Raw genomic sequence first — 25,782 nt, 5'->3', positions numbered from 1 at the left:
ATCACCGGGCCTTCGGGTCGAGCGCGTCGCGGACCCCGTCACCGAGCATGACGAACGCGAGCACGGTGACGGTGACGAACCCGGCCGGGAACAACAGCATGTGCGGGTTCACTCGGAAGTAGTCCCGTGCGTCGCTGATCATCACGCCCCACGAAACGACCGGCGGCCGCACGCCGACACCGAGGTAGGCCAGCGTCGCCTCCGCGCCGATGAACGCGCCGAGCGCGATGGTGCCGTAAACCAGCACCGGTGCGACCGTATTGGGCAGCAGGTGCCGGAACACGATGCGTGGCGTGCTCGCGCCGAGCCCACGCGCGGCCTTGACGTAGTCGAGTTGCTTGGCCACCAGCGTCGCCGACCGCATGATCCGCATCGCCACCGGCCAGCTCAGCGCCGCGATCGAGAACACCACCTGCATGATGATGGTGACCGCGCCGGGGTTCGTGCCCGGGGCGTTGAACGTCGTCAGGATGACGATCGCGCCGAGCACGAACGGCAGCGCCGCGAAGACGTCGCCGATCCGCGAGAACAGGCTGTCGATGAGACGGCCGTAGTACCCGGCGACGATCCCGACGATCGAGCCGATCAGGATGGTCAGCACCGTCGCGAAGACGCCGACCAGCAACGACGCCCGCGCGCCGTGAATGGTCCTCGCGTAGACGTCGTAGCCCTGGTTGTCGTAACCGAACCAGGCGTCCGTGGACGGTCCCTCGTTGGCGTGGGTCAGATCGCTGAACCCGGCCGGACGGGAACTGAACAGATCGGGTGCGATCGCGATGAACACGACGAGCGCGATGATGGCGGCGGAGATGATGAAGGACGGCCTGCGGCGCAACATCCGCCAGGCGTCGCCACCGAGACTGCGTGGCTTGTGCGCCAGCGCCGAATCATCGGCGACACCGGCGGCCGCGATGTCCACAGAGGACACGCCGCCTGCCACGTTCGGGTCAGTCATAACGGATCCTCGGGTCGAGAACGGCATAGAGCAGGTCGACGATGAGACTCACCAGCAGGTAGACGATCACCAGCAGGACGACGACGCCGGTGACGGTGGCGCCCTCCCGGTTCTGGATGCCGCGGAAGATGAGCCCGCCGATGCCGTTGATGTTGAACACGCCTTCGGTGACGATGGCCCCGCCCATGAGCGCGCCGATGTCGGTGCCGATGAAGGTCAGCACCGGGATCACCGAGTTGCGGAGCAGGTGCACACCGACGACCCGGCTGCGTGGCTGTCCTTTCGCGACGGCCGTGCGGACGTAGTCGGCGTGCCGGTTCTCCGCGATACTCGTTCTGGTCAGCCGGGCGATATAGGCCATGGACAGGCTGCCCAGCGCGATGCCGGGCACGATCAGTTCGCCGATCGTGGCGTCCTCGGACACGCTCGCGTCGATGATGCCCAGTTCCGATCCCAGGATGATCTGCAGCACGATCGCGGTGACGAACACCGGGATGGAGATCAGGAACGTGGTGGACATCAACACGAGGTTGTCGAGGAAGCCCTTGCCGCGCAGGCCGGTCAGGATGCCGGCGGATAGCCCGATGATCGCCTCGATGGCCACGGCGATGAGCGCGAGCCGGACAGTCACCGGATAGGCGTTCCCGATCAGCTCGCCGACCGAGACGCCGTTGAAGGTCTCACCCCAGTCGCCGGTGAACAGGTTTCCGAGGTATTTGAAGTACTGGACGAAGATCGAATCGTCGAGGTTGAACTTCGCGGTCATCATCTCGATGTAGGCGGGCGGACAGGCGACCTGCCCGCATTTGCCGGCGAACGGGTCACCTGGCACCGCCCACACGAGGGCGTAGATGAGGAAAGTGGTGCCGAAGAAGACCGGGATGAGCTGAAGCAGTCGTCGGAGGATGTACTGGGACATGGGCGTGCCGTCCTGGGGATCGCGTGGTGGGAGCCGGGGTTCCGGCGGGCCGAGAGCGGTGATCCGCCGCTCCCGGCCCGCACGACCACGCGGTTACTTTGCGGCGACCTCGATGGACGAGTAATCCGCGAGACGGCCGAAGTCGAGCTTCGCGACCTTGAGCCGGTTCGACTTGCCGCCGACGCCCTTCTCCTCCCACACGGGGATCTGCGGCAGGTCCTTCGCGATCAGGTCCTCCGCCTGCTGGTACAGCTTGATCGCGGCCGCCTTGTCGGCGGTCTGGTCCGCCTGCTTCAGCAGCGCGTCGACGGCCGGGTTGTTGTACGTCGAGTCGTTCGACGAACCGATGCTCTTGTAGCGCGGGTTCAGGTAGTTCTCGATCGACGGGTAGTCGGCCGACCAGTCGGAACGGCCCATCCCGGTCAGCTGCCTGCCGTTGACGATGCTGCGCCACTGGCCGAAGTCGGTCGCCGGGACGAAGTCGCATTCGACGCCGAGCGCGTTCTTGATGCTGTTACACGCCGCGACCAGCGGTTCCTTACGGCCGCCGTCCGCGTTCGAGGCGATGGTCAGCTTGCCGGTGTACCCGGACTTCGCCCAGAACTCCTTGGCCTTCACCGGGTCGAACTTGCAGAACTCGCAGACGCCGGGCCGGTAACCCTCGATACCGCGTGAGACATAGCCGTCGGCGGGCGAGTAGGTGTCGTTCATGACGGTCTTGACGATCTGCTCGCGGTCGATGGCGAGCGAGATCGCCTTGCGCAGGTCCAGGTTGTTGTAGCCAGGGACGTAGTATGGGAGCGCGAGCGCGCTGATGCCGAGCAGGTTCCCTTCGACCAGCCGCTCACCGAGGTCGGTCTTGTACTTCCCACCGGCCTTCGCCGCCGGCGGGAGCGCCTCCATGAAGTCGAGGCGGTTGCTCAGCAGGTCCTGGTACGCGGTTTCCTGGCTGGTGTAGATGCGGACTTCCAGATCCTTGAACTTGACCTTGTCCTCACCCTGGTACTCGTCGTACCGGGTGAGCTTCATGTTCTGGTTCGGTGTGCGCGAAACGAACTTCAGCGGTCCGTTTCCGATCGGGGCCTTGGCGAACGCCTCCGGGTCGGCGAAGAACTTGTCCGGCAGCGGCGCGAAAGCGAGGTAGCCGATCTTGGTGGCGAACACGGAGAACGGCCCCTTGAGGGTGACCTGGAACTCGTAGTCGTTCACGACCTTGAGCCCGGACATCTCCTTGACCGCCGGCTCCTTGGCGCTGATCTCGTCGTAGCCCTGGATCTGCTCGAAGAAGGACGCGTTCTGCATGCCGTTCTTGCCGTTCGCGCTGTAGTTCCACGCGTCGACGAAGTTCTTCGCCTTGACCTCGGTCCCGTCGTGGAACTTCCAGCCCTTTTTGAGCTTGATGTCGAAGACCTTCGAATCGGTCGTGGTGATCGATTCGGCCATCAGGTTGTACGGCTCGGCGGTGTCGGATTTGTAGCCGACCAGCGCCGAGAAGACCGGCTTGAGGGCTTTGGACCCACCGAGTTCGTTGGTGTTGGCGGGAATCAGCGAGTTTTCCGGCTCGGTGCCGTAGACCGAGACCGCCGCGTTGGCGTCGGCGGCACCGGACCCCTTGTCTTGACTGGACCCACCACCTCCACAGGCCGTCAGCAGCAGGGCCGCCGTGGCCACCACCGCCGTCGCTCCCCAGAACCCGCGTGAAGCCCGCATGTCCCCTCCAACTCTCGTCGTCGGATAGTCCGGCGGGCGCTGGTCGCGCCCTACCGCCCAGAAGGTGAGACGACGCTATGGGACAGGTGAACCCGATCACAGTGCGTTGGTGTTGCAAATGTGTGACGGTGTGCCGGACCACCCGGTCAGAGCACAACGTTGGTAGGAACCAAGCTCCGCCGAATGGGTCAATCCGGACTGGAGGTCACCGCTTGATCACCTAAAGAAATGGCTTCACGTAAGAGAAAACCCGCCGTTCAGGCCAGCGACAGCGCGATCCCGTCGAGGATGTCGTGCTCGGAGATCACCAATTCGCCGGGACCACTGCGTGTGGCGAACTGCTCGGCCAGTACCTGCACGATCACCGAACCGCCGCCGATGACGTCGACCCGGCCAGGGTGGATCACCGGGTTCGCGGCGCGGGTCGCGTGGTCGGCGGTCAGCAGCGACTGCGCGACACGGTCGATGTCGGCGTGGGAGAGCTTCGAAAGGTGAGTGCGCTCGGAGTCGTACTCGGACAGCCCCTGCGCCACGGCGGTCAGCGTCGTGACCGTCCCGGCGACACCGATCCACGTCTTCGCGGTCGAAACGTCCACGACGTCGAAGGCCTCGGTGAGCACCTTGGCGGCCAGCTCCCGGGCTTCGGCGATCTCGGCCTCGGTCGGCGGGTCGGACTTCAGCGCGCGTTCGGTGATGCGGACGCAGCCGATGTCGACCGATTTGGCCGCGATGACCTCGGCCTGGCGGCCGTCCCAGGTACCGACCACGAGTTCGGTCGAACCGCCGCCGACGTCGACCACCACGAAGGGGCCGTCGTCCGGATCCTGCTCGCCGACAGCGCCGGTGAAGGACAGCCGGGCCTCTTCGTCGCCGCTGATGACTTCGGCCTCGACGCCGAGCACCTCGCGTGTCATCGCGAAGAACTCATCGCGGTTGCTCGCGTCACGGGTCGCCGACGTCGCGACCATGCGGACCTTCTCCGCCCCCTTGCGACGCGCGGCGACCGTGTAGTCGGCCAGCGCCTCGCGGGTGCGCTCGAGCGCCTCGGGAGCCAGCTTGCCGGTGGCGTCCACGCCCTGGCCGAGGCGGACGATCCGCATCTCGCGGTGCAGGTCGCGCAGGTCGACCGTCCCGTCGTGGCGGGGGGTCAGCTCGGCGACGAGCAGGCGGATGGAGTTGGTTCCACAGTCGATCGCGGCAACACGAGGCATGCTCCGAGCTTAGACAATGCCGATCAAGTGGGGCCGGTGGCTTTGCTGGTCGGTGACGTCACTGTCGTGGTCGTTGTGGTCGTCGTCGGCGAGGTACAGGTCGGCGGCGGTTTTGGGGTTTGGCTCGTGCTCGTCGGGCTCGTGCTCGAAGTCTGGACCGTCTCCGTCACGGTGACCGGCGAGCACGGCGGCGGCTTCGGGGTCGTCGTCGTCGATTTCGACGACGAGGGTGAATTCGTCCCCGGCAAGGTCGACGAAGGCGGCGGCGTCACCGAACCGGGCGGCGTCGACGGCACTGGAGGCGGTGGAACCGAGGTGGGCGGCGGTGCGGCGGCGGCGTTCGGGGCACCGACGGGCACCTTGCTGTCCGGTGTCGGCATCACCCCCGTGCGGTAGGCCTCGGCCCAGATCAGCACGGTGTTCACGTAGGTGTCGGAGTGGTTGTAGCGGAACACGGCCGCGCGCAGCTGATCCGGTTTGGACAGATCGAGCCCGCCGGAGCACAGGTACCGGCCGGTGCCCAGCGCCGCGTCGAAGATGTTGTTCGGGTTGGACTCGCCGTCGCCGTTGCCGTCAGAGGCGTAGCCCTTCCAAGTCGACGGGATGAACTGCGTCGGGCCGACGGCGCGATCCCAGACCGTGTCACCGTCGAACTTGCCGCCGTCGGAGTCCGGGATGGCCGCGAACGGACCGGCGCCGTTGAGCTGCGGGCCCAGAATCGGTTCGAGGGTGTTGCCCTTGGCGTCGACGAATCCGCCGCGCGCGTGGTTGGACTCGATCCGGCCGATACTCGCGATCAACGCCCAGTCGATATGACAGCCGGGCTGTTCGGCGATGAGGACGTCGGCGGCGTTGCGGTACGCGGCGAGCGCGGTGACCGGGATGCCGAGCGGTCCGTTGGGGAGTTCGTCCGCGGGGAGCGGGAGCGGGGTCGGCGCGTTCGGCAGGCTGCCGTCGACGCCGATCTGCTGGACGAGCGGGTTCTTCGGGTCATAGCCGCCGACGAGGGCGACGTTGTCGGAGTGGATCGTGCTCGCCGTCGCGGCCCAGCTGCCCGCCCCGACGACCGCGGCACCGGCCGGGACGATGGCGAGGACCCCTCCGGTCACCGCGGCGATCGTGCGGTGCCGGAGACAGAGCCTCCGGACATGACCGGCCACCGCGCCTGGCACGTGCCTCACGCGCATACCTCAGAACCCTCCCGGCGGATCACGACTCGGCGATCCGTTATTTGCCCACCCCGACCACCCACACCTGGTACCCAGCCTGCCGCATGCGGTGACCGGTTTCACCCCATTGGGGCGGACCAGTTGGTCGATATCGGGTGAATTAACCCACCTGGAGGAACTATCTGTATAGCGGGGGCAGGCGTTACCCCTGGCAGTCACCCGACGGCCACCCGTTCGCCTTAAGCAGCGCGAGGGTTTCGTCCCCGAACGGGTTCACCCCTGGACCGACGGCGAGCGTGTGCGCCAGGTGGACGTGCAGGCACTTGACGCGTCCGGGCATCCCGCCCGCGCTGACCTCGTGGCCGAGCGAGTCGATGGCGTCGCGTTCGGCGAGGTAGCTCTCGTGGGTCCGCTGGTAGGCGGCCGCCAGCTCGGGATCCTCCGCGAGCCGGTCGGTCATCTCCTTCATCAGCCCGGACGCCTCGAGCGTGCCGACCAACGAGGTCAGCTTCGGGCAGGTCAAGTAGTAGAGCGTCGGGAAAGGGGTGCCGTCGTCGAGGCGGGGGCTGGTCTGCACGACCGACGGGTGGCCGCTCGGGCAGCGCGCGGCGACGGCGCGCAGCGCACGGGGTGCCCGGCCGAGCTGGTCCGCGATGATCTCGCGGTCGGCGTCGGTCACAGGCTCATAAGAGGACTTTTCCGTGCTGTTCACGCCCATAAGGCTAACCGGGGCGGGGAACTCAATCGCCCGCGACCTGGGCCCACAGCTTCTCGTACCAGGAGCCCGCGGGCACCGGTTGCTGGCCTTGCGGCTGCCCCTGCTCGGGCGCCTTGTCCTCGGGGAGCTGCACGATGTACGGCGTCTCGCCGGGCTTCACGAAACCGAAGCGCTTACGGGCCTCCGCCTCGATCTGCGCGGGGTCACTCAGTTCGGCCTTGCGACCTTCCAGGGTGGCGACACTCCGCTGCAGTTCGGACTGCAGCTGCTGCTGCTCGATCACTTCGGACTTCTGGCTGAGGTACGTGCGCAGCGGGACGGCGATGGTGAACGCCAGCGCGCACACCACGATCGCCACCACCGCGGCCCGGCGGGTGGTGGACATGCCGAGCACCTTCGCGGCACCCGATGCCCTCTTCGCCGCCAGGCTGCGGCGCAGCCGGGTTCGGGTGCGGACCTCCGTCGTCGTGGTTCGCCGGGCGCGCTCCGGCCGGCGGCCCCTGCTGGAGCCGCCGCCGGTCGCGCGCCCGCTACGACGGGTCCGCGCCCTCCCCCGGTCCGCCATCATCTCTATCGCGCCGACCGCGATCGCGCTGCCAGGGCGCGGCGTTCCGCAACCAAGCCCGGCGAGCACGTGAAGGGCGCCCTGCCATCGCGATAGCGGGGCCTACCGGCGGAACGGCGCGACTTCAAGAGATCGAAAACCACTTCCGGTTCACCCCTCCGGGCTGAACCGCGGGAAGGCGAGGTCGCCGGCGTAACGCGCCGCGTCGGCGAGGGTCTCCTCGATCCGCAGCAGCTGGTTGTACTTGGCGATCCGCTCACCGCGCGCCGGGGCGCCGGTCTTGATCTGGCCGACACCGGTCGCGACGGCGAGATCGGCGATGAAGGTGTCCTCGGTCTCGCCGGACCGGTGGCTCATCATCGACTTGTAGCCGTACGAGGTGGCCAGCGAGATCGCGTCGAGGGTCTCCGACAGCGTTCCGATCTGGTTGACCTTCACCAGCAGCGCGTTGGCGGCGCGGCGGGTGATGCCCTCTTCGAGGCGGTCCGGGTTGGTGACGAACAGGTCGTCGCCGACGATCTGGACCTTCTCGCCGACCTCGGCGGTCAGCTGGACCCAGCCGTCCCAGTCGTCCTCGCTCAGCGGGTCCTCGATGGACACGAGCGGGTAGTCGCGCAGCAGTTCGGCGTAGTAGGCCGACATCTGCTCGGCGCTCTTCTTCGCACCTTCGAAGGTGTACGCGCCGTCGGAGAAGAACTCCGTCGCGGCGACGTCGAGCGCGAGCGCGATGTCGCGGCCCGGGGCGTATCCGGCCTTCTCGATCGCCTGAAGGATCAGATCGAGCGCTTCACGGTTGTTCTTCAGGCTGGGCGCGAAGCCACCTTCGTCGCCAAGGCCGGTGGCCAGGCCGCGGCCCTTCAGCACCGACTTCAGCGAGTGGTAGACCTCGGTGCCCCAGCGCAGGGCCTCGCGGAACGACTCGGCGCCGATCGGCGCGATCATGAACTCTTGGATGTCCACCTCGGTGTCGGCGTGCGCGCCACCGTTGAGGATGTTCAGCATCGGCACCGGCAGCACGTGCGCGTTCGGCCCGCCGAGGTAGCGGAACAGTTCCAATTCGGCGGAATCGGCGGCCGCCTTCGCGACGGCGAGCGAAACGCCGAGGATGGCGTTCGCGCCGAGGCGCCCCTTGTCCGGCGTGCCGTCGAGGTCGACCAGCTTCTGGTCGACGATGCGCTGGTCGACGGCGTCGGTGCCGACCAGGTCCGGGCCGATCTCGTCGAGGACGGCCGCGACCGCGCGCTCGACACCCTTGCCGTTGTACCGGCCGGTGTCGCCGTCACGCAGCTCGACGGCTTCGTGTTCGCCGGTGGACGCACCCGAGGGGACCGCGGCCCGCGCCAGCGTGCCGTCGTCGAGGGCCACCTCCACTTCGACCGTCGGGTTGCCTCGCGAGTCCAGAATCTCGCGAGCGCCTACCTGCTCGATGAGCGCCACGCCATGCTCCTCATGTGGGTTGTGCCTGCGGTGACCGGCCTCAGCCTAGCCGTCGGCGTGGTTCACCCGTTGGAGGCACGCGCCACATCGCGCGGTGCGCGTACCTTCCCGCCACCACCCTCAACGGAGAAGCCGCGCTCCGCGGTACCTATTCGGCGACTGGTTCACCTGCGCGGACTTCTCGCCAGCCCGACGGGAGCTCGACGGTGTCGGAGAACTGCTGCCAGAACGTCCAGCTGTTGCCGCCGATGTCGGAGACGGTGAACACGCGGGCGCCGTAGGGCTGATCCTGCGGCGCGTCGAGGTCGGCGTCGTCGCCGAGGGCTGCGCGAATCCGCTCGTACTGCGCGTCGGCGTCGGCGACGTAGATGATGTTCAGCTGACCGACCGGGCCGTCGACGCCCTTGGCGTCCCAGTATTCGGGACCCACCCCGGCCAGCTGGATCTTGGCCGGGCCGGCGCGCAGCGTGGCCTGGAACACCTCGCCGGAGGCGTCGGCGAAGCGCACTTCCTCGGTGAACCCGAACACCCTGACCAGCCACGCGACCGCTTCGGTCGCGTCGGAGTAGTAGAGGTACGGCGCTAGCCCGAGATAGCCGGGCTCGCGTTCTTCGGCACTGCTCATGACAGGACAGTCCACCATGACCGTTTCAGCTCCTCGTGAACGACCCTGCCCAGGGGTATCGTGGAGCGGACCATGATGGATGCCGAACCCGACCCCGAACCCGGTCCGGACTCGTCCGGTGAATCCCGGTTCCGCGCCTTCCGGCAGGCGGAGGCGCTGGTCGAAAGCCGCAAACCGCTCGACGCCCTCAAGGCACTCCAGCCGTTGCTGGAGGAGGAGACCGACAAACCGAGCGTGCAGCTGCTGGCGGGCCGGGCGTACTTCCACTCCGCACAGTTGCGGCGGGCCGAGCGCGCCTTCACCCGGGTGTTGGAACTGGACCCCACCGATCATTACGCGCGGTTCGTGCTCGGGCGGACCCTCCAGCGCCTCGGCCGGTTGACCGAGGCGCTCGCGCAGATGCGGATAGCGTCGGCGATGCATCCGATCCCGGAATATCTGGAAGCGATCAGCGAGGTCAGCGCGCGGATCGCGTTGCGCGACTGACACTCATTTGGACTTGGCCCGCAGGTGGGCCCGCTCGCCCTGCTTGCCGAACAGCACCAGCAGTTCCACCGGACCCGGACCCGCGCTCCCGAACCAGTGCGGCACCCGCGTGTCGAACTCGGCGGCCTCGCCAGGTCCCATCGTGAAGTCGCGGTCGCCGAGCACCGCCCGCAACCGTCCACTGAGGACGTACATCCATTCGTAGCCCTCGTGTGTCCGTTGCACCGGTTCGATATCCTCGACCGGGATCAGCAGTTTGAACGCCTGCGGCTGACCCGGCTGCGCACTCAGCGACCAGGCGGTGAACCGGCCGAATTTCTGCGGTTTCATCCGGACCCGCGGGTCGGACGGCTCGGGTTCGCCGACCAGTTCGTCGAGGGGGACCTGATGTGCCTCCGACAACGTCAGCAGCAGTTCCAGGGTGGCCTTCCGCGTGCCCGATTCGAGCCGCGAGAGCGTGCTGGCGGAGATCCCCGTCGCCTCCGAAAGCGCGGAGAGGGTGGTGCCGCGTTCCTTGCGGAGCTGTTTAAGCCTCGGGCCGACCTCGGCGAGCCGCCGTTCGATGTCCTCCATGTCCCCAGTTTGCCAAACCGGCAATGAACTTTGCCAGATATCGGCCGGAGACGGATGCTCGGGATCATGAACGACGAATTCGATGTGGTGATCATCGGCGGTGGCGTCGCCGGCCTCAGCGCGGCGCTGGTCCTCGGCAGGGCTCGGCGCGAGGTCGTGGTGATCGACGCCGGCACCCCGCGCAACGCCCCCGCCGCGCACGCGCACGGTTTCCTGACCAGGGACGGGATTCCACCCAAAGAGTTACTGGCGCTGGGCCGTGACGAAGTCCGCGCTTACGGCGTGGAGATCGTCGAGGACGTCGTCCACCGGCTACGGCACGACAAAGCGGTGGAACTGGCGAGCGGCCGGGTCATCAGCGGGCGCCGGATCGTGGTGACCACCGGGCTGGCCGACGAACTGCCGGACGTCCCCGGCGTCGCGGAACGCTTCGGCACCGACGTGCTGCACTGCCCGTACTGCCACGGCTGGGAGGTACGCGACCAGCGTTTCGGCGTGCTCGCCACCTCCGAGAAGTCGGTCCATCAGGCGCTGATCGTCTGGCAGTGGAGCAAGGACCTGACGTTCTTCGCACATACCCAGGAGATCTCGGCCGAAGACCGGGCGAAGCTGACCGGGCTGGGCATCAAGATCGTCGACGGGAAGGTGTCCGAGCTCGCCGTCGAAAACGACCGGCTGACCGGGGTCCGGCTCGTCGACGGCGAACTCGTCGAACGCGATGTCGTGTTCGTCGGCCCCAAGTTCGTCCCGCACGACCGGCTTCTCGCCCAGCTCGGCTGCGCACGCGCCGAAGACGGCTCGATCACGGTGGACGCGCAGGGCCGGACGAGCGTGGACGGCGTCTGGGCGGCCGGGAACGTCGTCGATCCGATGGCGCAGCTGGTCGTCGCGGCGGGCGACGCCTACCGGATGGCGTCGGCGCTCAACTTCGATCTGGTGCTCGAAGATCAGGGCGCGACGCTGGCGTCCGCGTAGGCGTCGGCCGCACTGAAGACTTCCTGGACGTAGGGAACGGCGGGGTTGAACACCCGCATCGACTTCCACCAGCCCTCCGGCGTCGCGATGTCGTCGCCGGCGGCGCACAGGTACCGGGCGGTGGCGAAGGCGACGTCATCGAGATTCTTCGGATCCGGCTGCTGCCCGTCGCTGGTGGCCCGGACGGCCTGTTTCGCCCAGACGTCCGGCGTGAGGGCGGTCGGGCCGGGCCTGCCCTGTGCCGCTTCGACGCGGGAAATGCCCGCGAGGGTCGCCCACGAGAGGTGACAGCCCGGCTTCTGCCGCCGGAGCCACATCTCGGCCCGGCCGTAAGCGGACAGTTCGGTGGCGGAGATCCGGGTCTTCGCGGCCACCCGTTTCGCCCAGGTCTCGAGTTCGGCCGCGTCGGAAACGGTGGGCCGGTCGGGCGGCGCGGCGAGCCCGGCTCGCGGCGTCGCCACTCCCGGCTGCGGTTTCTGGTCGGGAACCGCGAGCGCGGGCTGCGGTTCCGCCGGCGGAGGCGGCTCCTCCCCACCTGGCCGGTTCATCCCGACGGTCATGATCAAGATCACGCCGGTGAGCACGAGCCCGCCCGCGAAAGCGAGCCTGGGGACGTACGGCGGCAGAGGGCGCGCGGGGTGCTCCGGGGCGTCGACAGTCGACTGGGTGGTTTCGGCCACCCGGTCAGACTACTTCGCCACGCTGCCGGTGGATGACCCATTCGGATGAGGCGGGCCGGCCACCGGTGAACGGCACCTGCGGGCCGATTCGTCATGTGATCCGCGTTGTGCGCCCTGACCTGGGAATGCCCTTTATGGGCCCGTCCGATCGGGCGCCGGCGCACCGCTGGGCCAGGCCGCCGAGTTCGACGAACCCGACTTCACCGTCGGCGGCGCCGGCGTCGAGAAGCTGATCCAGAAAACTCGCATGTCCGGCCGGCTTCGCACGAGAACCGCTTGACCTCCAGTTAAGTGGAGGTCACACACTGGGTCCCATGTTCAGTGAAGCGGAACTCGACTACCTCGCCACCCAGGGACTCGGACGGCTCGCGACGGCGCGGCCGGACGGGACGCTGCAGGTCAGCCCCGTCGGTTATGCCTACAACACCGAAACCCGGACGATCGACATCACCGGCTACGAACTGGCGAAGAGCAAGAAGTTCCGGAACGTGGCCGCCAACGGGCAGGCCGCGTTCGTGGTGGACGACATGCCGTCGCAGGACCCGCCGAGGATTCGCTGCCTCGAGATCCGCGGCCGAGCGGAGGCGCTCACCGGCGCCCGCACGGCAGACGGTCATTTCGACGGCGCGGTGAGCCGGATCCACCCCTCGCGGATCATCAGCCTCGGCGTCGACGACCCGGACCACGACCCGCTCGATCTCGTTCCGCACAACCGGAACGTCTGACGCGCGAATGTCATGAAAGGGTCTTCCTGACGGAATTCGTCAGGAAGACCCTTTCATGACATTTCCGCAGGGGTCAGTGACGGTTACCGAAGACCGCGTAGGTCCCGAAGCCGGCCACGGCGAGCACCACGGCGGTCCACGTGGCGGCAGCCACGTCGCCGGGCTGGAAGAGCCAAGTCACCACCAGGCTCACGGTGTCCGTATCCGACGACGCGACCTTGACCACGAGGGCGACCACGAGCGCGAGCAGCGGCAACACCCACCCGAAGGCTCCGCCGAACAGCACCGCCGCGATCCCGGCGAGGCCGAGCAATCCGGCCGCGTTCCGCACGATGACCTCCACCGGAACCCGCTCCGCCTCCCACAACCGCGGCAGGAGCACGGCGCCGATACCGAGGCCACCGATCAGCAGCAGATGCAGGCCACGACGGGGCAGCCACCGGATCGCGGCGGTCCGGTCGAGGTCGGTGTCCTGTCCGCTCAGACCAGTCGCCATCACCGCGACCGCCACCGTGAGCGCCAGGGAAACCGGGATCTCCGACCAGCGGTCCCGTGCCAGGAACCACAGCGCGGCCATGCTCACCACCAGCGCCGCCAACGACGCGGGTATGGCGCGCGAGCGCGCGTACAGCACCGCCCACCTCATCGGGCGCCCCCGAGGAGGATGTCGAGCCCGTTGCCCTGGCAGGTCAGGCCTGCCTGCCGCACCGCGATGATCCGCGAACGCTGCACGTCGGGCGGCAGAGCACGGAAGGTCTCCGACTTCTGGGCGACCTCGTTCTTCGTCTCGTCGCTCAGCCAGGAATTCCCCAGCATCTTCCACTCGCCGAGGAACCAGCTCGCCGTGATCGACCGCGCGATGAGTTCGTCCAGAAAGGACTTATCGACACCTTCGAGGGAGTAACAGGTCGGCGTCCCGGCGCCGGCGACCAGGGTCCGCGTCATGTTGTCCGAATTCATGGTCGAACGGATCGACCAATCCATCAGGTCGACGAGGACGGTGTCGGCGGCACGCGGGGGCACCTCGTCAAAGCTCAGCCGCCGGTCCAATACCGTGACCTTGACCGGCGCGTCCGGCAGTGTTCCCAGGAGCCGCAACGCTTCCTTGCCCGGCCCGGCGAGACGGGCGAGTTCGGGCTCGAGCATGCGGGGGACACAGACCGGGCCGTCGCAGACCATCGCCGTCGCGCGGGAGTCGACGACCTTGGCCTCGGCGAAGGTCGCGGGCAGGATCGGCACCGCGATCGCGGCCGCCACCAGTGCGGGGACGACGGCGAGTGCCTTCGCCCGCGTGGAGCGGACCGCCAGCAGGAGGAACCCGGTCGCGGCCAGTCCGGCGAGCCAGATTCCCTGCCCGAGATCCATCCGGCTCGCGGTGGTGCTGAACGGATCGTTGATCACTTCTATCGCGGGCGAGAGCAAGGCGAGCCGGGAGGGAAGCGCGCCCACGAGCACGCTGCCTTCCGCCCCTGCGATCTGGAACACGAGCACGGTCACGAGGGCGACGACGGCCACCCCGGGCGCGGTCAGCGGATGCGGCAGCAACCGGCCGATCCCCAGCCCGATCCAGGCACCCGCGAGCATCGCGAGCACGCCGACCACGACGATCGGCAGCCAGCCGAAGGTGAAGAACGCGCCGTCGAAGATCACTTGGACGGCACCGACGGCGAAGATCAGCAGATAGCCCAGCACCAGCAGGCCACCCAGGGCACCGCCGAGTTTCGCGGCCCGGTGCCAGCCTGGCCGCGGCATCGTGGTCAGGAGTTCGACCATGCCGGATCGGCTGTCACGCATGCCTTGGATGGCGCCGGCGCCGATCGCGATCGGCCACAGGAAAACCAGCAGGAACCGGGTCCACTCCGCGGCGGGCACCCAGTTTTCGTCCCAGGCGAGTGGCGCCCTCCACCACGGTCCGCTGAACGAGTACAGGAAACCGAACGCCACGACGAGGATCGCGAGCGTGGCCCAAGGGGCGATGGAACGGCGGAGTTCGGTCCGCAGGACACTCGTGTTCACCAGTTCCCCCTCCCCGGCTCGTGCCCCAGCAGCGCCGAGTAGCCGCGCTCGATCGGGCTGTCGCCGACGTACTCCGCGGTTCCGGCGGCAGCCAGTTCGTCCGGAGTGCCTTGGAAGACGAGCTTCCCGTTTTCGAACAGGACGACGTCGGTGCAGGCGGTCGCGACGTCCTCGACGAGGTGCGTCGAAACGACCACGCAGGCCTCTCGGCCCAGTTCCTGCATGAGGTCCCGGAACCGCACGCGCTGCGCGGGATCGAGTCCGGCGGTCGGCTCGTCCAGCAGGAGGACGTCCGGATCGTTCACGATCGCCTGCGCGATCCCGACCCGCCGCACCATGCCGCCGGAGAGCGTCTTCATCTTGTCGTCGGCGCGGTCGGCGAGGCCGACCCGTTCGATCGACCGCTGCACCGATCCCGGGATGTCCTCTTTGGACATTTCCTTGAGCCAGGCGATGTACTCGATGAACTCGCGGACGGTGAACCGCTTGTAGAAACCGAAATTCTGCGGCAGATAGCCGATCCGGCGGCGCAGGCGGCGTTGATCGGTGAACCCCCCGACGGATTCACCGAGCAGCGCCAGCCCTCCCACCGCCGGCCGGAGCACCGTCGCCAGTGCCCGGATCAGTGTGGTCTTCCCCGCCCCGTTCGGGCCGAGCAGACCGTGCACCCCCGCACCCAGTTCCAGGTCGAGCCCGTTCACGGCGAACTTGTTTTTGCCGACCCGGACCTTCAGTCCCTCCGCCTTGATCTGCCACGCGTAGGTCGTCGGTGCGACCTCCGCGGCCCCGACAGCACGCATCATGTTCTCCCCTTCGTTCATCGTTCGGATCCGGTGAGCAGGCCGAAAACGCTCCGCCGGAGCACCACCACGACCGCGGTCAGTGCGAAGATCGCGCCCCATACCGGAAGCAGCCGGGGTTCGAGTGCGGTGGCACGCCCTTGCGAAGCCACCGCGGGTACCAAGATCACCGCCATCCAGACCCCGGCGAGGACATAGGCCGCCCGCACCACCCCGATCAGCCCGCCGAGTGCGAGCGTCCCGGTGGTGAAAGCCAGGCTCGGCAAGAGACCGAGCCCGAATCCGCCGCCGCCGCCGAGCCAGCCCGAGAGGGCCTGTATCGGCAAGACGACGGCGAGGACCGCCGTCGTCCGGCGCAGCAGCAGGTAGAGCCCGGCCCTCGGCGTGGAAGTGATGAGTTCGTACGCGGGATCGAGACCCTTGGCCCACGACACCGCGACCCCGAGGACCGGCAGCACCGGTGAGAAGAGCTGGACGAACGAGTAGTCCTTGCTGCTGGTGAACCCGAACCAGTCCAGCAGCAAGCCGAGTGCCGGGATCAGGACGATCATCACCAGCCACGGCAGCATCACCGGCGTCACCCAGGTGTGCAGCCGCCCGGCCCATCGGCTCCGCATCGGCCCCGGCCCCGCTTCGACGAGTTTCGGGCCCAGTCCGGCCCAGACGTCGTCCACCAGCGCCGACACCGTGGGCACGCTGAGCACGGAGAGCTGTTCCCGGCATTCCGCACACGACTCCAGATGGGCTTCGACCGCCCAGACCTCGTCACCGGCCAAGCCTTCGTCCCCGCGGACATAACCGGCGAGGAGCTGTCCGGACACGTGTTCCCTATTCACGACAGCGCCTCCCGCATCGCGATCCGAGCCCGCCTGGCGCGGGTTTTGACAGTTCCTTCCGGCAGGCCGAGCAGGACCGCGGTCTCGCGGACGGTCAGCCCGTCGAGCACCATGGCCTGCAGGACCTGACGTAATTCAGGAGCGAGCCGGCGCAACGCGTCGCCGACGTGGTCGCCGACCGCACCGGCCAGCGCCTCGTCCTCGGCGGCCGGCGCGACGGCTGGTTCCGCCACTGGCAGCGTCTGCGCGTACTTCGCCCGGCGGCGGAAGGCGTCGACGAGCCGCCTCGCGGCGATCGTCCACAACCAGCCGACAGCGCTCCCGCCGACGGCCGAACCGGCGAACGCCCCGGCCGCACGCCAAACCGCCAGATAGGTCTCCTGCATCACCTCGGCGACGATCTGCTCGTCGGCGCAGCGACGGCGCAGGCGCACGGCCAGCCATGGCGACGTGCGGCGGTAGAGCTCCTCGAACGCCGCGCGATCGCCCTTGGCCGTGCGGCGGACGAGTTGCTCTTCGTCCAGTTCCGTTCCCTTCACACCCGGCAAGACGCCGAGTCCACCAAAACGGTTCTCACCCGGATGTGTCCCGCGTCATAGCGGCTGCGCGGCTGCGGACGCTTTCTCGTCGAAAGCGGAGCGGGCGGCGAAGATCTGGTCGACGTTTTCGACGGCCCATTCGGCGACGGCAGTGGTCAGCCTGCCGACGTCGACACCGAGCGGGGTGAGCCCGTACTCGACTCGCGGCGGGACGGTGGGATAGACATCCCGCCGGATCAGCCCGTCCCGTTCCAGGGAGCGAAGCGTCTGGGTCAGCATCTTCTGGGTGATCCCGTCGAGCAAACGGCGAAGTTCGCTGAACCGCATCGGCCGCTCGTAGCGCCGGATCGCACCGAGGACGTAGAGCGCCCACTTGTTCGCGAGCACCTCGATGACCGTCCTGGACGGGCAGTCACGACCGTGCACCGCCACCCATTCTTCGAATATCCGCCGCTCATCGAAGGTACCCATGAGGTACCTAGATACCAGTGAAGTGCCTACTTCACAACGGGTACCGGCCACCGACATGCTCGTCGTCATGCGAATGATCAAGCAGGACGCGTTCGGCGGACCCGAAGTGCTGCATGTCGTCGATGCGGAACAGCCCGTACCTGGCGAAGGCCAGGTACGGGTGCGCGTGCACGCCGCCGGGGTGAATCCGGCGGATTGGAAGATCCGGAACGGACTGGTCGTCGGCGACCTGCCACTGACCGTGGGGCTCGATTTCTCGGGAGTGGTCGATTCGGCCGGGACGCGGTTCCGGCCAGGAGACGAGGTCTACGGTGTCACGTTCCCGCCGAACGGCTCGTACGCCGAGTACATCGCGGTCAGCGAGGACACTCTCGCGCCGAAACCGAAAAGTCTCGATCACGTCGAAGCGGCCGCGCTCCCCATCGCGGCACTGACCGCGTGGCAGCCGTTCACCCGGCTCTTCCCGGTCGGGCCGGGGCACCGGGTACTCGTCCACGCCGCGGCGGGCGGGGTCGGTCATCTCGCCGTCCAGATCGCGAAGGCCAGGGGCGCGTACGTCATCGGCACCGCCCGCGAGGCCAAACACGACTTCCTCCGGAACCTCGGCGCGGACGAGCTGATCGACTACACGACCAGCGATTTCGCGAAATCGCTGGTCGTTGACGTCGTGCTGGACCCGATCTCCGGCGACTACGGTCCTCGTTCCCTGGACACCCTCAAACCGGGCGGTTCGCTGATCGACATCGTCGGACACGGTCCGGACCGGACGCTGGTCCGGCGGAAGGCCGGGGAACTCGGTCTCCGTTTCGCCGAATTCTACGTGTCGGCTTCCGGAGCGGACCTGGCTGAAATCGCCGTTTTGGCCGATGCCGGTTCACTGCGAGCCTCGATCGCCGACGTCCTCCCGCTCGAACAGGCGGCGAAGGCACACGAACTGAGCGAATCCGGACGCGTCCAGGGCAAGCTCGTGCTGACGATCTAGCTGGGCCAGAACTTGCGCCAGCCGTCGGCCTCGAGTGTCGTCGGTTCGAGACCGGCGTCGCGGGCGGCCTTTTCGGTATCGCGGATATCGCGCGCGAACCGCTTCGCGACGGCACGCAGTTCGCCTTCGGGATCGATACCGGCCCGGCGAGCGGTCGCGGCCACCCGGAACAACTGGGCCGCCGCTTCGGAACCGTCGGGGAACAGGTCGAGCGGAATCCCGGCCCGGCCGCTGCGCTGCCCGAGCTTCCCGGCCAGCGCCACGGCGGGCTGACCGAGCGCGACGCCGTCCACAATGGACTTCCGGCTCTTTTCGGCCTGTTTCAGTTCTTCCCACTTGAGGTTCTGGTGGTCGACGCTCTCGACCGGCGGAGCATCGGTGAAGACGTAAGGGTGACGTCCGACGAGCTTCGCGACCAGATCGGACGCGACCTCGTCGATCCCGAACGGATCGTCGGCGTCCTCGATGGCGACGCGCGCATGGAACAGCACCTGGAGCAGGACGTCGCCGAGTTCCTCGCGCAGGGCGGCCCTGTCACCTTCCTCGATCGCGTCGAGCAGCTCGTAGGTCTCCTCGACCAGGTACTGACGAAGCGACTCGTGCGTCTGGACGGCATCCCACGGGCATCCGCCCGGCGAGCGGAGGCGGTCCATCACCTCGGCGGCCTCGACCAGCGGCGAAACGGGCGCTTCGACCACTCGCGCGCCTGCCCTGATCAGCGCCGCGGCCTTCGGTTCCGTTCGCGAACCGGCGATGAGCACGAGGTCGCGCACCTGCGCGTCACCGAGCGCGGGGACCCCGAAAACGGCGGGATCGACATCCGAAGCCGCGTACACGGCGTCGCTGCTCCGCAAGATCGAAAGTGCCTCGGCGGGCAATGTCGCCCCACGGGTGATCACGACGACGGCAGCGGTCACGGGTTTTGCGGGGAGGTACCGTGCACAGGCAGCACGATGCCCTTCTTCGAAGCTTCGTTGGGCGCGAGGTCCATGCCGACAACATCCCATACGCCGTAGCGCGGGTTCACCTTGAGGTCGACCTGATCGAGGTACGGCTGGAGGAGGCGGATACCGACTCCTGCCAGCTGCTGGGCGGTGGGCTGGGCGGCCTGATCCGACGCGACGGGCTTGTCGGCGGCCCGCTCACGCACCACGACGACGACCCACAGCGGCTGCTGCGGTGTCGGCTGGAACGCGGCGACGGTGTTGGGTTCGAGACCGAACAGGACGGTGGCCGCGGTCGCGGGCGACTGCATCGCCGGCAGCTTCTGGCCGGTACCCGCCTGCGTGTCGGACGTCTTCTGATCCTGCTGGATCACTTCGGCGGCCGCGTTCGGCGAGGCGGCGAACCGCCGGGCCTTCTCGATCGCCTGCTCGCGCAGCTTGCCCGCGTCGGCACCGGTGGCGTCGTCCGAGGAGACCGAGCTGAAATCGAACGAGACGGTGAGCTTGTCCAGGTACTTCAGCGCGAGCTGGGTTTGCAGCGCCGCGTCGACCAGGGATTCGCGGTGGTCCCGCACCCGCGCGACGAGCTGCTGGACGCTGAGCGCGGGATCGTTCTGCTGCTTGGCCTCCATCGGCGTCGCCAGCGGGTCGTTCCGCAACGCGGCCACGACCAGGGACTCATCGACCCGGACGCCTTCGCGCTGGGCGGCGCGTTCGGTGAGGTCGTGGAGGATCTCCTGCCGCACGATCTCGCGGCCGACGAGGTCGAGCTTGTGGTCCTTGGCCAGCTGCTGCCCGTACGGATGCTCACGGACGGCCTTGTCGATCAACTGCTGCACGCGATCCACCGAAACGGCCTTGCCGTCGACGATCACCGCCGCACCGACCTGACCTGGTCCGGCGTTGCACCCGGTGAGGAGAAGAGACCCGGCAAGAACCCCGACCAGCGCGCGACGGCGCCCCATGATCCGCATCACAGCGCCTACCCTCTCATACCGGCCCCGGAGAGAGAACCAGGTCGTCAATCGCGATTCGGGTTCGGTCACGCGACGGGTGCCGGCGACTTCGTCAGATTCGTCAGCAGCTTCGCGCACCATTCCAGCAACTCCTCGTCCCGCAGCGCCGGGGCGCCGATGCGGCCACCCGCCGCGCCCTCGGTCGGCTTCGGCACGGAAACCGTGTTCGTCACCGCCTTGAAAAGAGCCTTGGGATACAGGCGTTTCAGCCGCACCATCTGCGAATCGACGAGCGGCATCGGCGCGAACCGGATCGACGAACCCTGGACGGCGACCTCGGTGACACCCGCCGCGCGGCAGGTGTGCCGGAACGCGGCGACCGCGAGCAGGCGCCGCACCGCCGCGGGCGGCTGGCCGTAGCGGTCGACGAGTTCTTCGCGCACCGCGTCGAGCCCGGGCCGGTCGGGCGCGGCCGCGATCTTGCGGTACGCCTCCAGCCGCAGCCGCTCGCCGGGGACGTAGTCGTGCGGGATATGCGCGTCCACCGGGAGATCGACCCGGACATCGGCGAGTTCTTCCTCTTCCGCCGTGTCCGCGCCGGCGTGCCGCCGGAACGCGTCGACCGCTTCGCCGACGAGCCGCACGTACAGATCGAAACCGACGCCCGCGATGTGCCCGGACTGCTCCGCGCCGAGGATGTTGCCCGCGCCGCGGATCTCCAGATCCTTCATCGCGACGGCCATTCCCGCGCCCAATTCGGTGTTCTGCGCGATGGTCGCCAGCCGGTCGTGCGCCATTTCGGTGAGCGGCGCCTCCGGCGGATACAGGAAGTACGCGTACCCACGCTCGCGTCCACGCCCCACCCGGCCGCGCAACTGGTGCAGCTGCGCGAGACCCAGCAGGTCACCGCGTTCCACCAGCAGCGTGTTCGCGTTCGAGATGTCCAGCCCGGTCTCGACGATCGTGGTGCAGACGAGCACGTCGTACTCGTTCTCCCAGAAACCCTGGATGATCTTCTCGAGTTTGTCCTCGTTCATCTGCCCGTGCGCGGTGACGACGCGCGCCTCCGGCACCAGCTCGCGAATACGCTTCGCGGCCTTCTCGATCGAGGAAACCCTGTTGTGCACGTAAAAGACCTGGCCGTCGCGCAGCAGTTCACGCCGGATGGCGGCGCCGACCTGTTTGTCGTCGTACGCGCCGACGTAGGTCAGGATCGGGTGCCTGTCCTCGGGAGGGGTCAGGATCGTGGACATCTCGCGGATCCCGGCGAGCGACATCTCCAGCGTCCGCGGGATCGGCGTCGCCGACATCGTCAGAACGTCGACATGCGTACGCAGCGCCTTGATGTGTTCCTTGTGCTCGACGCCGAACCGCTGCTCCTCGTCGACGATCACCAGGCCGAGGTCCTTGTACCGGATCCCGGTCTGCAGCAGGCGGTGCGTGCCGATCACGACGTCGACGTCACCCGAGGACAGCTGCTCCAGGATCGCGTCGGACTCGACCTTGTTCGTGAACCGGGAAAGACCCCGGATCTTCACCGGGAACGAACTCATCCGTTCGGTGAAGGTGTTGAGGTGCTGTTGCGCGAGCAGCGTCGTCGGCACCAGCACCGCGACCTGCTTGCCGTCCTGCACCGCCTTGAACGCCGCGCGTACCGCGATCTCGGTCTTGCCGTAGCCGACATCGCCGCAGATGACGCGGTCCATCGGGACACCGCGTTCCATATCCGACTTGACCTCGTCGATCGCGGCGAGCTGGTCGTTGGTCTCGGTGAACGGGAAGGCGTCCTCGAGTTCGCCCTGCCACGGGGTGTCCTGTCCGAACGCGTGCCCGGGCGCCGCCTGCCGCGCGGCGTAGAGCTGTACCAGTTCGGCGGCGATCTCCTTGACCGCCTTCTTCGCCTTGGCCTTGGTGTTCTTCCAGTCGGACCCGCCGAGTTTGTTCAGCGTCGGCAGCTCGCCACCGACGTACCGGGAGACCTCGTCGAGCTGGTCGGTAGGGACGAACAGCCGGTCCCCCGGGTGCCCGCGCTTGGAGGAGGCGTACTCCAGCAGCAGGTACTCGCGCGTCGCGCCCGCGACGGTGCGCTGCACCATCTCGACGAACCGCCCGATGCCGTGCTGGTCGTGCACGACGTAGTCGCCCGTCTTGAGGGCGAGCGGGTCGACGGCGTTGCGCCGCCGCGACGGCATCTTGGTACTGAAGTCCTTTGTGGACGTTCCGGCGCCGGAGCCCCGGCCGGTCAGGTCCGACTCGGACAGCACCACGAGTGCGCGCTCCGGCGAGACGAAGCCGTCCGAGAGTCCGCCGCAGGTCACCGTCACGACGCCGGCCGTCAGCGGACCGGTGAGACCTTCCGCCAGCGACGCGGGCACGTCGCCCGCCGACAGCTGCTCGACCGCGCGGGCCGCGGTGCCGTGCCCGGCGACGACGAGCACGGCCGTCCCGCCCGCCGCCGTGTGCGCGCGCAGGTCGGTCGTCGCCCGCTCCACCTCGCCCCGGTAGTTCGGCGCGGCTTCGATCGCGACGCGGTAGACGTCGGGGTCGTCGCTGGCCAGCTGCGTCAGCGTCCACCAAGGGCGCTTCGTCTCCTGAGCGTGCTTCGCGATCTCAGCGAGGTCTCGGTACGCGGACGCGCCGAGATCGATCGGTGCCTGACCGCCCGCGGCGGCCGTGGTCCAGGACGCTTCGAGGAACTCCTGCCCGGTGCGGACCAGGTCCGCCGCGCGGGCACGAATCTTTTCCGGATCCGCCACCAGCACGTGCGTGCCCTCGGGCATCGCGTCGGTGAGCAGGTCCAGCTCGCCCTCGCATAGCACCGGGATGAGCGCCTCCATGCCCTCGACGGGGATTCCGCCGGACAGCTTGGTGAGCATCTCGGTGAGCTGGGCGTCCGCCTCGTACGTCGTCGCCAGCTCGGCGGCCTTGGCGCGCACCTGCTCGGTGAGCAGCAGCTCACGGCACGGTGGCGCGCTGACGTGCTGGATCTCTCCTGGCAGCGACCGCTGGTCGGACACCGCGAACGCGCGGATCTCACTGACCTCGTCGCCCCAGAACTCGACGCGCACCGGATGCTGCGCCGTCGGCCCGAACAGGTCGAGGATGCCGCCGCGCACGGCGAACTCGCCGCGCTTCTCGACCATGTCGACCCGCGTGTAGGCCAGCTCGACCAGCTGGTCCAGCAGCCCTTCGAAGCTCTGTTCCTTGCCGACGACCAGGTCGATCGGAGGGAGCGAACCGAGCCCGGGCGCCATCGGCTGGATGAGGCTGCGGACGGTCGCGACGACGACACGCAGGTCGTCGGCACCCGTCTTGAGCCGGTGCAGCACCTCCAGCCGTCGTCCGACGGTGTCCGCGCGCGGGGACAGCCGCTCGTGCGGCAGCGTCTCCCAGGACGGGAAGTCGGCGACGGCGCCTTCGCCGAGGAACGACTTCAGCGACGCGGTCAGTTCGTCGGCCTCGCGGCCGGTGGCGGTCACCGCGAGCACGGAGCGCCCGGCGCCCTCGTCCGCGGCGAGGGCGCCGGCGACCAGCTGGCGGGTGGCGATCGCGCCCTGCAGTTCGAGCAGCGGGGCGCCGGCCCGTTCGACGACCCCGCGAAGGGCCGGATCGGGAAGGATGGAATGAAGGAGTCCGGACAATGGAGCGTTTGTCACCGTCCTAGCCTACGTGGGGCCACCGACAGTTCGCCGCGCCATTACCTGGGGAGTGCTTCGACCACCTTCGGAAGCTGCTCGTCGAACTCGGCCGGTTCCTGCGTGGCGATGCGGATCAGCACGTGTTCGGCACCCGCGTCCGCGTATTCGCGAAGCCTCTCGGCGACCTCCTCGCGACTGCCCGCGATCTGCACTTGGATCTTCTCGACGAAGTCCAGCGGAGCGCCGTAGTTCCGCCACGCGTAGTCCTCCAGCCGTTCGCGGGCCCGGATCGGGTCGTCCTCGATGAGCACCGTCGCGAAGAGCGCGGGCGTCACCGGACGTACAGCTGCTTCGCGGATCTTCGCGAGGCCATCGACGTAATCGGTGACGTCGGGCGGGTACGGCAGCCAGCCGTCGTAAAGCCGCCCCGCGCGCTCCAAGGCGCCTGGCGTGAACGCGGCCAGCCACACCGGCGGACCACCGGGCCGGTGCGGCTCCGGGTACTCCGGAAGCAGGTCGTAGTGCAGGACCTCACCGTGGAACGGACCGCTCTCGCCGCTCCACACGTGCCGCCACAGCGCGACGATGTCGTCGAGCCGCGCGCGGCGGCGCTCCCACGGGACGCGGGTGAAGGCGAACTCCGGTTCGCTGCGCCCGGCGAACCCGGCGCCGACGCCGAGGGTGATCCGGCCCTGGCTGATCAGATCGAGGGAAAGGATCGCGTTCGCGGACAGCAACGGATCCCGCAATGCCGGGAGCAGCGCGGCGGTGCCGAGAATGACCCGTTCGGTTCTGGCGGCGAACGCGCCGAGCAACGTCAAGGGATCGATAGGGGCCTTCGCCAAGGTGTCGCCGACCCAGACCGAATCGAGGCCGAGGCGTTCGGCTTCGACCGCGATGGCGACCATTTCCGGCGCGGTGCGCCCGGCGTCGAGGATGGACCGATAAGTGGGGACGACCAGACCGAATTTCATGCCAGGAGCATCTCCGCGCCGGGGAATCGGCTCAATTCCTTCGAGGGAATGGCGGCACCGAGTGCGTCTCGGCCAGGATGGCGACCATGGTTTCCGGATTCGGCCCCGCGCTCCGAGGCTGGCGCGAGCGGCGCCGGCTGTCCCAGCTGGAACTGGCACTACGGGCCGGGACCACCCAACGGCACGTGAGTTTCCTGGAAGGCGGCCGGTCGATCCCAGGCCGCGGCCTGGTGCTGCGCGTCGCCGAATCACTCGAACTCCCCCTCCGCGAACGCAACGGTTTGCTGCTCGCGGCCGGTTTCGCGCCCGGTTTCCCCCAAACGTCGCTGGACGACCCCGTACTCCTTCCAGTCCTCGAAGGCATGCGGCGGCTGCTCGACGGGCACCGCCCGTACCCGGCCATCGTGGTCGACCGGTACGGCGTCCTCGTCGCCCGCAACGACGCGCTCGACCTGCTCTTCGAGGACGTGGCCCCGGAACTCCTGGAGGAACCGGTCAACACCTTGCGGGTCGCGCTGCATCCGAACGGGATGGCGCCGCGCGTCCGGAACCTGGCGGACTGGGCCCGGCACATTCTCGAACGGCTGACTCAGGAGATCGCGCACGCGCCCGACGAGCGACTGACCTCGCTGCTGGCCGAACTCGAAAGTTACGTTCCGGCTCCCGAACCGCCCGGACCCGATCACCTCGGGTTCGCCGTCCCGATGAGGTTGTCCACTTCGGCGGGCGAGCTGCGGCTGATCACGGCCATCACGACGTTCGCGACGGCCACCGACGTCACGGTGTCGGAACTGAAACTGGAGACGTTCCTGCCCGCCGACGCCGAAACGGCGAAGATCCTGACCGGATGACCGGTTCGTTCCTCGCGGGCGATTGAG

At 68.2% G+C, this 25,782-nt stretch carries 27 protein-coding genes; 6 read left to right on the top strand and 21 right to left on the bottom strand.

What is annotated here, in order from left to right; genetic code table 11:
- Position 1 precedes the first annotated feature (1 nt).
- The 7 genes from ACM6LU_RS23200 to ACM6LU_RS23170 all read right to left on the bottom strand — a co-directional run bounded on the left by ACM6LU_RS23200 (position 2) and on the right by ACM6LU_RS23170 (position 7,067).
- On the bottom strand, positions 2–955 hold the full coding sequence (locus ACM6LU_RS23200; protein WP_414939833.1) for an ABC transporter permease: 954 nt from the start codon (positions 953–955) through the stop codon (positions 2–4).
- On the bottom strand, positions 948–1,874 hold the full coding sequence (locus ACM6LU_RS23195) for an ABC transporter permease (RefSeq protein WP_076159395.1): 927 nt from the start codon (positions 1,872–1,874) through the stop codon (positions 948–950). Before ACM6LU_RS23195 ends, ACM6LU_RS23200 begins: the two co-directional genes overlap by 8 nt.
- Before the next feature lie 93 nt (positions 1,875–1,967).
- Positions 1,968–3,584 carry a peptide ABC transporter substrate-binding protein gene (locus ACM6LU_RS23190; RefSeq protein WP_414939832.1) on the bottom strand — a complete coding sequence of 539 codons (1,617 nt, stop codon included), beginning with the start codon at positions 3,582–3,584 and terminating at the stop codon, positions 1,968–1,970.
- Positions 3,585–3,841: 257 nt separating this feature from the next.
- Positions 3,842–4,795: an exopolyphosphatase gene (locus ACM6LU_RS23185; RefSeq protein ID WP_414939831.1), complete on the bottom strand. Its 954-nt coding sequence runs from the start codon at positions 4,793–4,795 to the stop codon at positions 3,842–3,844.
- 23 nt (positions 4,796–4,818) lie between these two features.
- Positions 4,819–5,982, bottom strand: coding sequence for a lytic transglycosylase domain-containing protein (locus ACM6LU_RS23180; protein ID WP_414939830.1), 1,164 nt, complete (start codon positions 5,980–5,982; stop codon positions 4,819–4,821).
- Positions 5,983–6,166: 184 nt separating this feature from the next.
- On the bottom strand, positions 6,167–6,682 hold the full coding sequence (locus tag ACM6LU_RS23175) for a DUF501 domain-containing protein (RefSeq protein WP_414939829.1): 516 nt from the start codon (positions 6,680–6,682) through the stop codon (positions 6,167–6,169).
- A 22-nt stretch (positions 6,683–6,704) separates the two neighbouring features.
- A complete protein-coding gene (locus ACM6LU_RS23170; protein WP_414939828.1) occupies positions 6,705–7,067 on the bottom strand; it encodes an FtsB family cell division protein in 363 nt (120 codons plus the stop codon).
- Between ACM6LU_RS23170 and ACM6LU_RS23165 the strand changes: the two genes are divergently transcribed.
- A complete protein-coding gene (locus ACM6LU_RS23165; RefSeq protein ID WP_414939827.1) occupies positions 7,066–7,320 on the top strand; it encodes a hypothetical protein in 255 nt (84 codons plus the stop codon). The two genes, ACM6LU_RS23170 and ACM6LU_RS23165, sit on opposite strands and share 2 nt — an antisense overlap.
- Positions 7,321–7,397: 77 nt before the next feature.
- On the opposite strand, the gene eno is transcribed toward ACM6LU_RS23165, so the two are convergent.
- Both eno and ACM6LU_RS23155 read right to left on the bottom strand, forming a co-directional pair.
- Positions 7,398–8,684, bottom strand: coding sequence for a phosphopyruvate hydratase (gene eno, locus ACM6LU_RS23160; RefSeq protein WP_414939826.1), 1,287 nt, complete (start codon positions 8,682–8,684; stop codon positions 7,398–7,400).
- Between the two features lie 148 nt (positions 8,685–8,832).
- Positions 8,833–9,309, bottom strand: a complete 477-nt coding sequence (locus tag ACM6LU_RS23155; RefSeq protein WP_414939825.1) for a VOC family protein — start codon at positions 9,307–9,309, stop codon at positions 8,833–8,835.
- A gap of 72 nt (positions 9,310–9,381) precedes the next feature.
- Here ACM6LU_RS23155 and ACM6LU_RS23150 point away from each other — a divergent pair, with 72 nt between their 5' ends.
- A complete protein-coding gene (locus ACM6LU_RS23150; RefSeq protein WP_414939824.1) occupies positions 9,382–9,795 on the top strand; it encodes a tetratricopeptide repeat protein in 414 nt (137 codons plus the stop codon).
- A gap of 3 nt (positions 9,796–9,798) precedes the next feature.
- Here ACM6LU_RS23150 and ACM6LU_RS23145 read toward each other — a convergent pair whose 3' ends face one another.
- Positions 9,799–10,368, bottom strand: coding sequence for a helix-turn-helix domain-containing protein (locus tag ACM6LU_RS23145; RefSeq protein WP_414939823.1), 570 nt, complete (start codon positions 10,366–10,368; stop codon positions 9,799–9,801).
- A 54-nt stretch (positions 10,369–10,422) separates the two neighbouring features.
- Between ACM6LU_RS23145 and ACM6LU_RS23140 the strand changes: the two genes are divergently transcribed.
- Positions 10,423–11,343, top strand: a complete 921-nt coding sequence (locus ACM6LU_RS23140) for an NAD(P)/FAD-dependent oxidoreductase (protein ID WP_414939822.1) — start codon at positions 10,423–10,425, stop codon at positions 11,341–11,343.
- Here the strand turns inward: ACM6LU_RS23140 and ACM6LU_RS23135 are convergent.
- Positions 11,316–12,023, bottom strand: a complete 708-nt coding sequence (locus tag ACM6LU_RS23135) for a murein transglycosylase (protein WP_414939821.1) — start codon at positions 12,021–12,023, stop codon at positions 11,316–11,318. The genes ACM6LU_RS23140 and ACM6LU_RS23135 overlap by 28 nt on opposite strands.
- Positions 12,024–12,337: 314 nt before the next feature.
- On the opposite strand from ACM6LU_RS23135, the gene ACM6LU_RS23130 reads away from it, so the two are divergent.
- Positions 12,338–12,748 carry a PPOX class F420-dependent oxidoreductase gene (locus ACM6LU_RS23130; RefSeq protein WP_414939820.1) on the top strand — a complete coding sequence of 137 codons (411 nt, stop codon included), beginning with the start codon at positions 12,338–12,340 and terminating at the stop codon, positions 12,746–12,748.
- Between the two features lie 73 nt (positions 12,749–12,821).
- Here ACM6LU_RS23130 and ACM6LU_RS23125 read toward each other — a convergent pair whose 3' ends face one another.
- From ACM6LU_RS23125 to ACM6LU_RS23100, 6 genes are read right to left on the bottom strand one after another with little or no spacing between them, the layout of a single operon-like run.
- A complete protein-coding gene (locus ACM6LU_RS23125) occupies positions 12,822–13,394 on the bottom strand; it encodes a hypothetical protein (RefSeq protein ID WP_414939819.1) in 573 nt (190 codons plus the stop codon).
- Positions 13,391–14,764, bottom strand: a complete 1,374-nt coding sequence (locus ACM6LU_RS23120; RefSeq protein ID WP_414939818.1) for a hypothetical protein — start codon at positions 14,762–14,764, stop codon at positions 13,391–13,393. The genes ACM6LU_RS23125 and ACM6LU_RS23120 overlap by 4 nt, the downstream gene beginning before the upstream one ends.
- The gene (locus tag ACM6LU_RS23115; RefSeq protein ID WP_414939911.1) at positions 14,761–15,564 is read right to left on the bottom strand and encodes an ABC transporter ATP-binding protein; all 804 of its coding nucleotides are present in this window, start codon (positions 15,562–15,564) and stop codon (positions 14,761–14,763) included. Before ACM6LU_RS23115 ends, ACM6LU_RS23120 begins: the two co-directional genes overlap by 4 nt.
- 17 nt (positions 15,565–15,581) lie before the next feature.
- Positions 15,582–16,400 (bottom strand): zf-HC2 domain-containing protein, encoded by an 819-nt coding sequence (locus tag ACM6LU_RS23110; protein ID WP_414939817.1) that lies wholly within the window; start codon positions 16,398–16,400, stop codon positions 15,582–15,584.
- Positions 16,397–16,939 carry an RNA polymerase sigma factor gene (locus ACM6LU_RS23105; RefSeq protein WP_414939910.1) on the bottom strand — a complete coding sequence of 181 codons (543 nt, stop codon included), beginning with the start codon at positions 16,937–16,939 and terminating at the stop codon, positions 16,397–16,399. Before ACM6LU_RS23105 ends, ACM6LU_RS23110 begins: the two co-directional genes overlap by 4 nt.
- 54 nt (positions 16,940–16,993) lie before the next feature.
- Entirely contained in the window at positions 16,994–17,410 is a 417-nt protein-coding gene (locus ACM6LU_RS23100) for a winged helix-turn-helix transcriptional regulator (RefSeq protein ID WP_414939816.1), read from the bottom strand.
- Between the two features lie 55 nt (positions 17,411–17,465).
- Between ACM6LU_RS23100 and ACM6LU_RS23095 the strand changes: the two genes are divergently transcribed.
- On the top strand, positions 17,466–18,392 hold the full coding sequence (locus ACM6LU_RS23095) for an NADP-dependent oxidoreductase (RefSeq protein WP_414939909.1): 927 nt from the start codon (positions 17,466–17,468) through the stop codon (positions 18,390–18,392).
- Here ACM6LU_RS23095 and ACM6LU_RS23090 read toward each other — a convergent pair.
- From ACM6LU_RS23090 to ACM6LU_RS23075, 4 genes are all read right to left on the bottom strand, one after another.
- A complete protein-coding gene (locus tag ACM6LU_RS23090) occupies positions 18,389–19,309 on the bottom strand; it encodes a MazG family protein (RefSeq protein WP_414939815.1) in 921 nt (306 codons plus the stop codon). The two genes, ACM6LU_RS23095 and ACM6LU_RS23090, sit on opposite strands and share 4 nt — an antisense overlap.
- Positions 19,306–20,310, bottom strand: coding sequence for a hypothetical protein (locus ACM6LU_RS23085; RefSeq protein WP_414939814.1), 1,005 nt, complete (start codon positions 20,308–20,310; stop codon positions 19,306–19,308). Before ACM6LU_RS23085 ends, ACM6LU_RS23090 begins: the two co-directional genes overlap by 4 nt.
- 68 nt (positions 20,311–20,378) lie before the next feature.
- Complete coding sequence (gene mfd / locus ACM6LU_RS23080; RefSeq protein ID WP_414939908.1) at positions 20,379–23,933, bottom strand: transcription-repair coupling factor; 3,555 nt, start codon at positions 23,931–23,933, stop codon at positions 20,379–20,381.
- A gap of 56 nt (positions 23,934–23,989) precedes the next feature.
- Positions 23,990–24,904: an LLM class flavin-dependent oxidoreductase gene (locus ACM6LU_RS23075; RefSeq protein ID WP_414939813.1), complete on the bottom strand. Its 915-nt coding sequence runs from the start codon at positions 24,902–24,904 to the stop codon at positions 23,990–23,992.
- Between the two features lie 86 nt (positions 24,905–24,990).
- Between ACM6LU_RS23075 and ACM6LU_RS23070 the strand changes: the two genes are divergently transcribed.
- Complete coding sequence (locus ACM6LU_RS23070; protein ID WP_414939812.1) at positions 24,991–25,755, top strand: helix-turn-helix domain-containing protein; 765 nt, start codon at positions 24,991–24,993, stop codon at positions 25,753–25,755.
- Positions 25,756–25,782: the final 27 nt, after the last annotated feature.

This window comes from Amycolatopsis sp. cmx-11-51 (assembly GCF_047608665.1).
In the GTDB taxonomy this organism is placed as follows: domain Bacteria; phylum Actinomycetota; class Actinomycetes; order Mycobacteriales; family Pseudonocardiaceae; genus Amycolatopsis.
The sequence above is the reverse complement of the archived record's forward strand: the minus strand, read 5'-3'. Positions and strand labels throughout refer to the sequence as shown.

What these genes read in the sequence shown, in the direction of transcription:
- ACM6LU_RS23165 (WP_414939827.1), top strand. Translation starts at nt 7,066, where the DNA reads ATGCCGAGCACCTTCGCGGCACCCGATGCCCTCTTCGCCGCCAGGCTG.
- ACM6LU_RS23175 (WP_414939829.1), bottom strand. Translation starts at nt 6,682, where the DNA reads ATGGGCGTGAACAGCACGGAAAAGTCCTCTTATGAGCCTGTGACCGAC.
- ACM6LU_RS23200 (WP_414939833.1), bottom strand. Translation starts at nt 955, where the DNA reads ATGACTGACCCGAACGTGGCAGGCGGCGTGTCCTCTGTGGACATCGCG.
- ACM6LU_RS23095 (WP_414939909.1), top strand. Translation starts at nt 17,466, where the DNA reads ATGCTCGTCGTCATGCGAATGATCAAGCAGGACGCGTTCGGCGGACCC.
- ACM6LU_RS23070 (WP_414939812.1), top strand. Translation starts at nt 24,991, where the DNA reads ATGGTTTCCGGATTCGGCCCCGCGCTCCGAGGCTGGCGCGAGCGGCGC.
- ACM6LU_RS23130 (WP_414939820.1), top strand. Translation starts at nt 12,338, where the DNA reads ATGTTCAGTGAAGCGGAACTCGACTACCTCGCCACCCAGGGACTCGGA.
- ACM6LU_RS23115 (WP_414939911.1), bottom strand. Translation starts at nt 15,564, where the DNA reads ATGCGTGCTGTCGGGGCCGCGGAGGTCGCACCGACGACCTACGCGTGG.
- ACM6LU_RS23075 (WP_414939813.1), bottom strand. Translation starts at nt 24,904, where the DNA reads ATGAAATTCGGTCTGGTCGTCCCCACTTATCGGTCCATCCTCGACGCC.
- ACM6LU_RS23085 (WP_414939814.1), bottom strand. Translation starts at nt 20,310, where the DNA reads ATGCGGATCATGGGGCGCCGTCGCGCGCTGGTCGGGGTTCTTGCCGGG.
- ACM6LU_RS23145 (WP_414939823.1), bottom strand. Translation starts at nt 10,368, where the DNA reads ATGGAGGACATCGAACGGCGGCTCGCCGAGGTCGGCCCGAGGCTTAAA.
- ACM6LU_RS23170 (WP_414939828.1), bottom strand. Translation starts at nt 7,067, where the DNA reads ATGTCCACCACCCGCCGGGCCGCGGTGGTGGCGATCGTGGTGTGCGCG.
- ACM6LU_RS23180 (WP_414939830.1), bottom strand. Translation starts at nt 5,982, where the DNA reads ATGCGCGTGAGGCACGTGCCAGGCGCGGTGGCCGGTCATGTCCGGAGG.
- ACM6LU_RS23100 (WP_414939816.1), bottom strand. Translation starts at nt 17,410, where the DNA reads ATGGGTACCTTCGATGAGCGGCGGATATTCGAAGAATGGGTGGCGGTG.
- ACM6LU_RS23190 (WP_414939832.1), bottom strand. Translation starts at nt 3,584, where the DNA reads ATGCGGGCTTCACGCGGGTTCTGGGGAGCGACGGCGGTGGTGGCCACG.
- ACM6LU_RS23185 (WP_414939831.1), bottom strand. Translation starts at nt 4,795, where the DNA reads ATGCCTCGTGTTGCCGCGATCGACTGTGGAACCAACTCCATCCGCCTG.
- ACM6LU_RS23195 (WP_076159395.1), bottom strand. Translation starts at nt 1,874, where the DNA reads ATGTCCCAGTACATCCTCCGACGACTGCTTCAGCTCATCCCGGTCTTC.
- ACM6LU_RS23140 (WP_414939822.1), top strand. Translation starts at nt 10,423, where the DNA reads ATGCTCGGGATCATGAACGACGAATTCGATGTGGTGATCATCGGCGGT.
- ACM6LU_RS23125 (WP_414939819.1), bottom strand. Translation starts at nt 13,394, where the DNA reads ATGAGGTGGGCGGTGCTGTACGCGCGCTCGCGCGCCATACCCGCGTCG.
- ACM6LU_RS23155 (WP_414939825.1), bottom strand. Translation starts at nt 9,309, where the DNA reads ATGAGCAGTGCCGAAGAACGCGAGCCCGGCTATCTCGGGCTAGCGCCG.
- ACM6LU_RS23150 (WP_414939824.1), top strand. Translation starts at nt 9,382, where the DNA reads ATGATGGATGCCGAACCCGACCCCGAACCCGGTCCGGACTCGTCCGGT.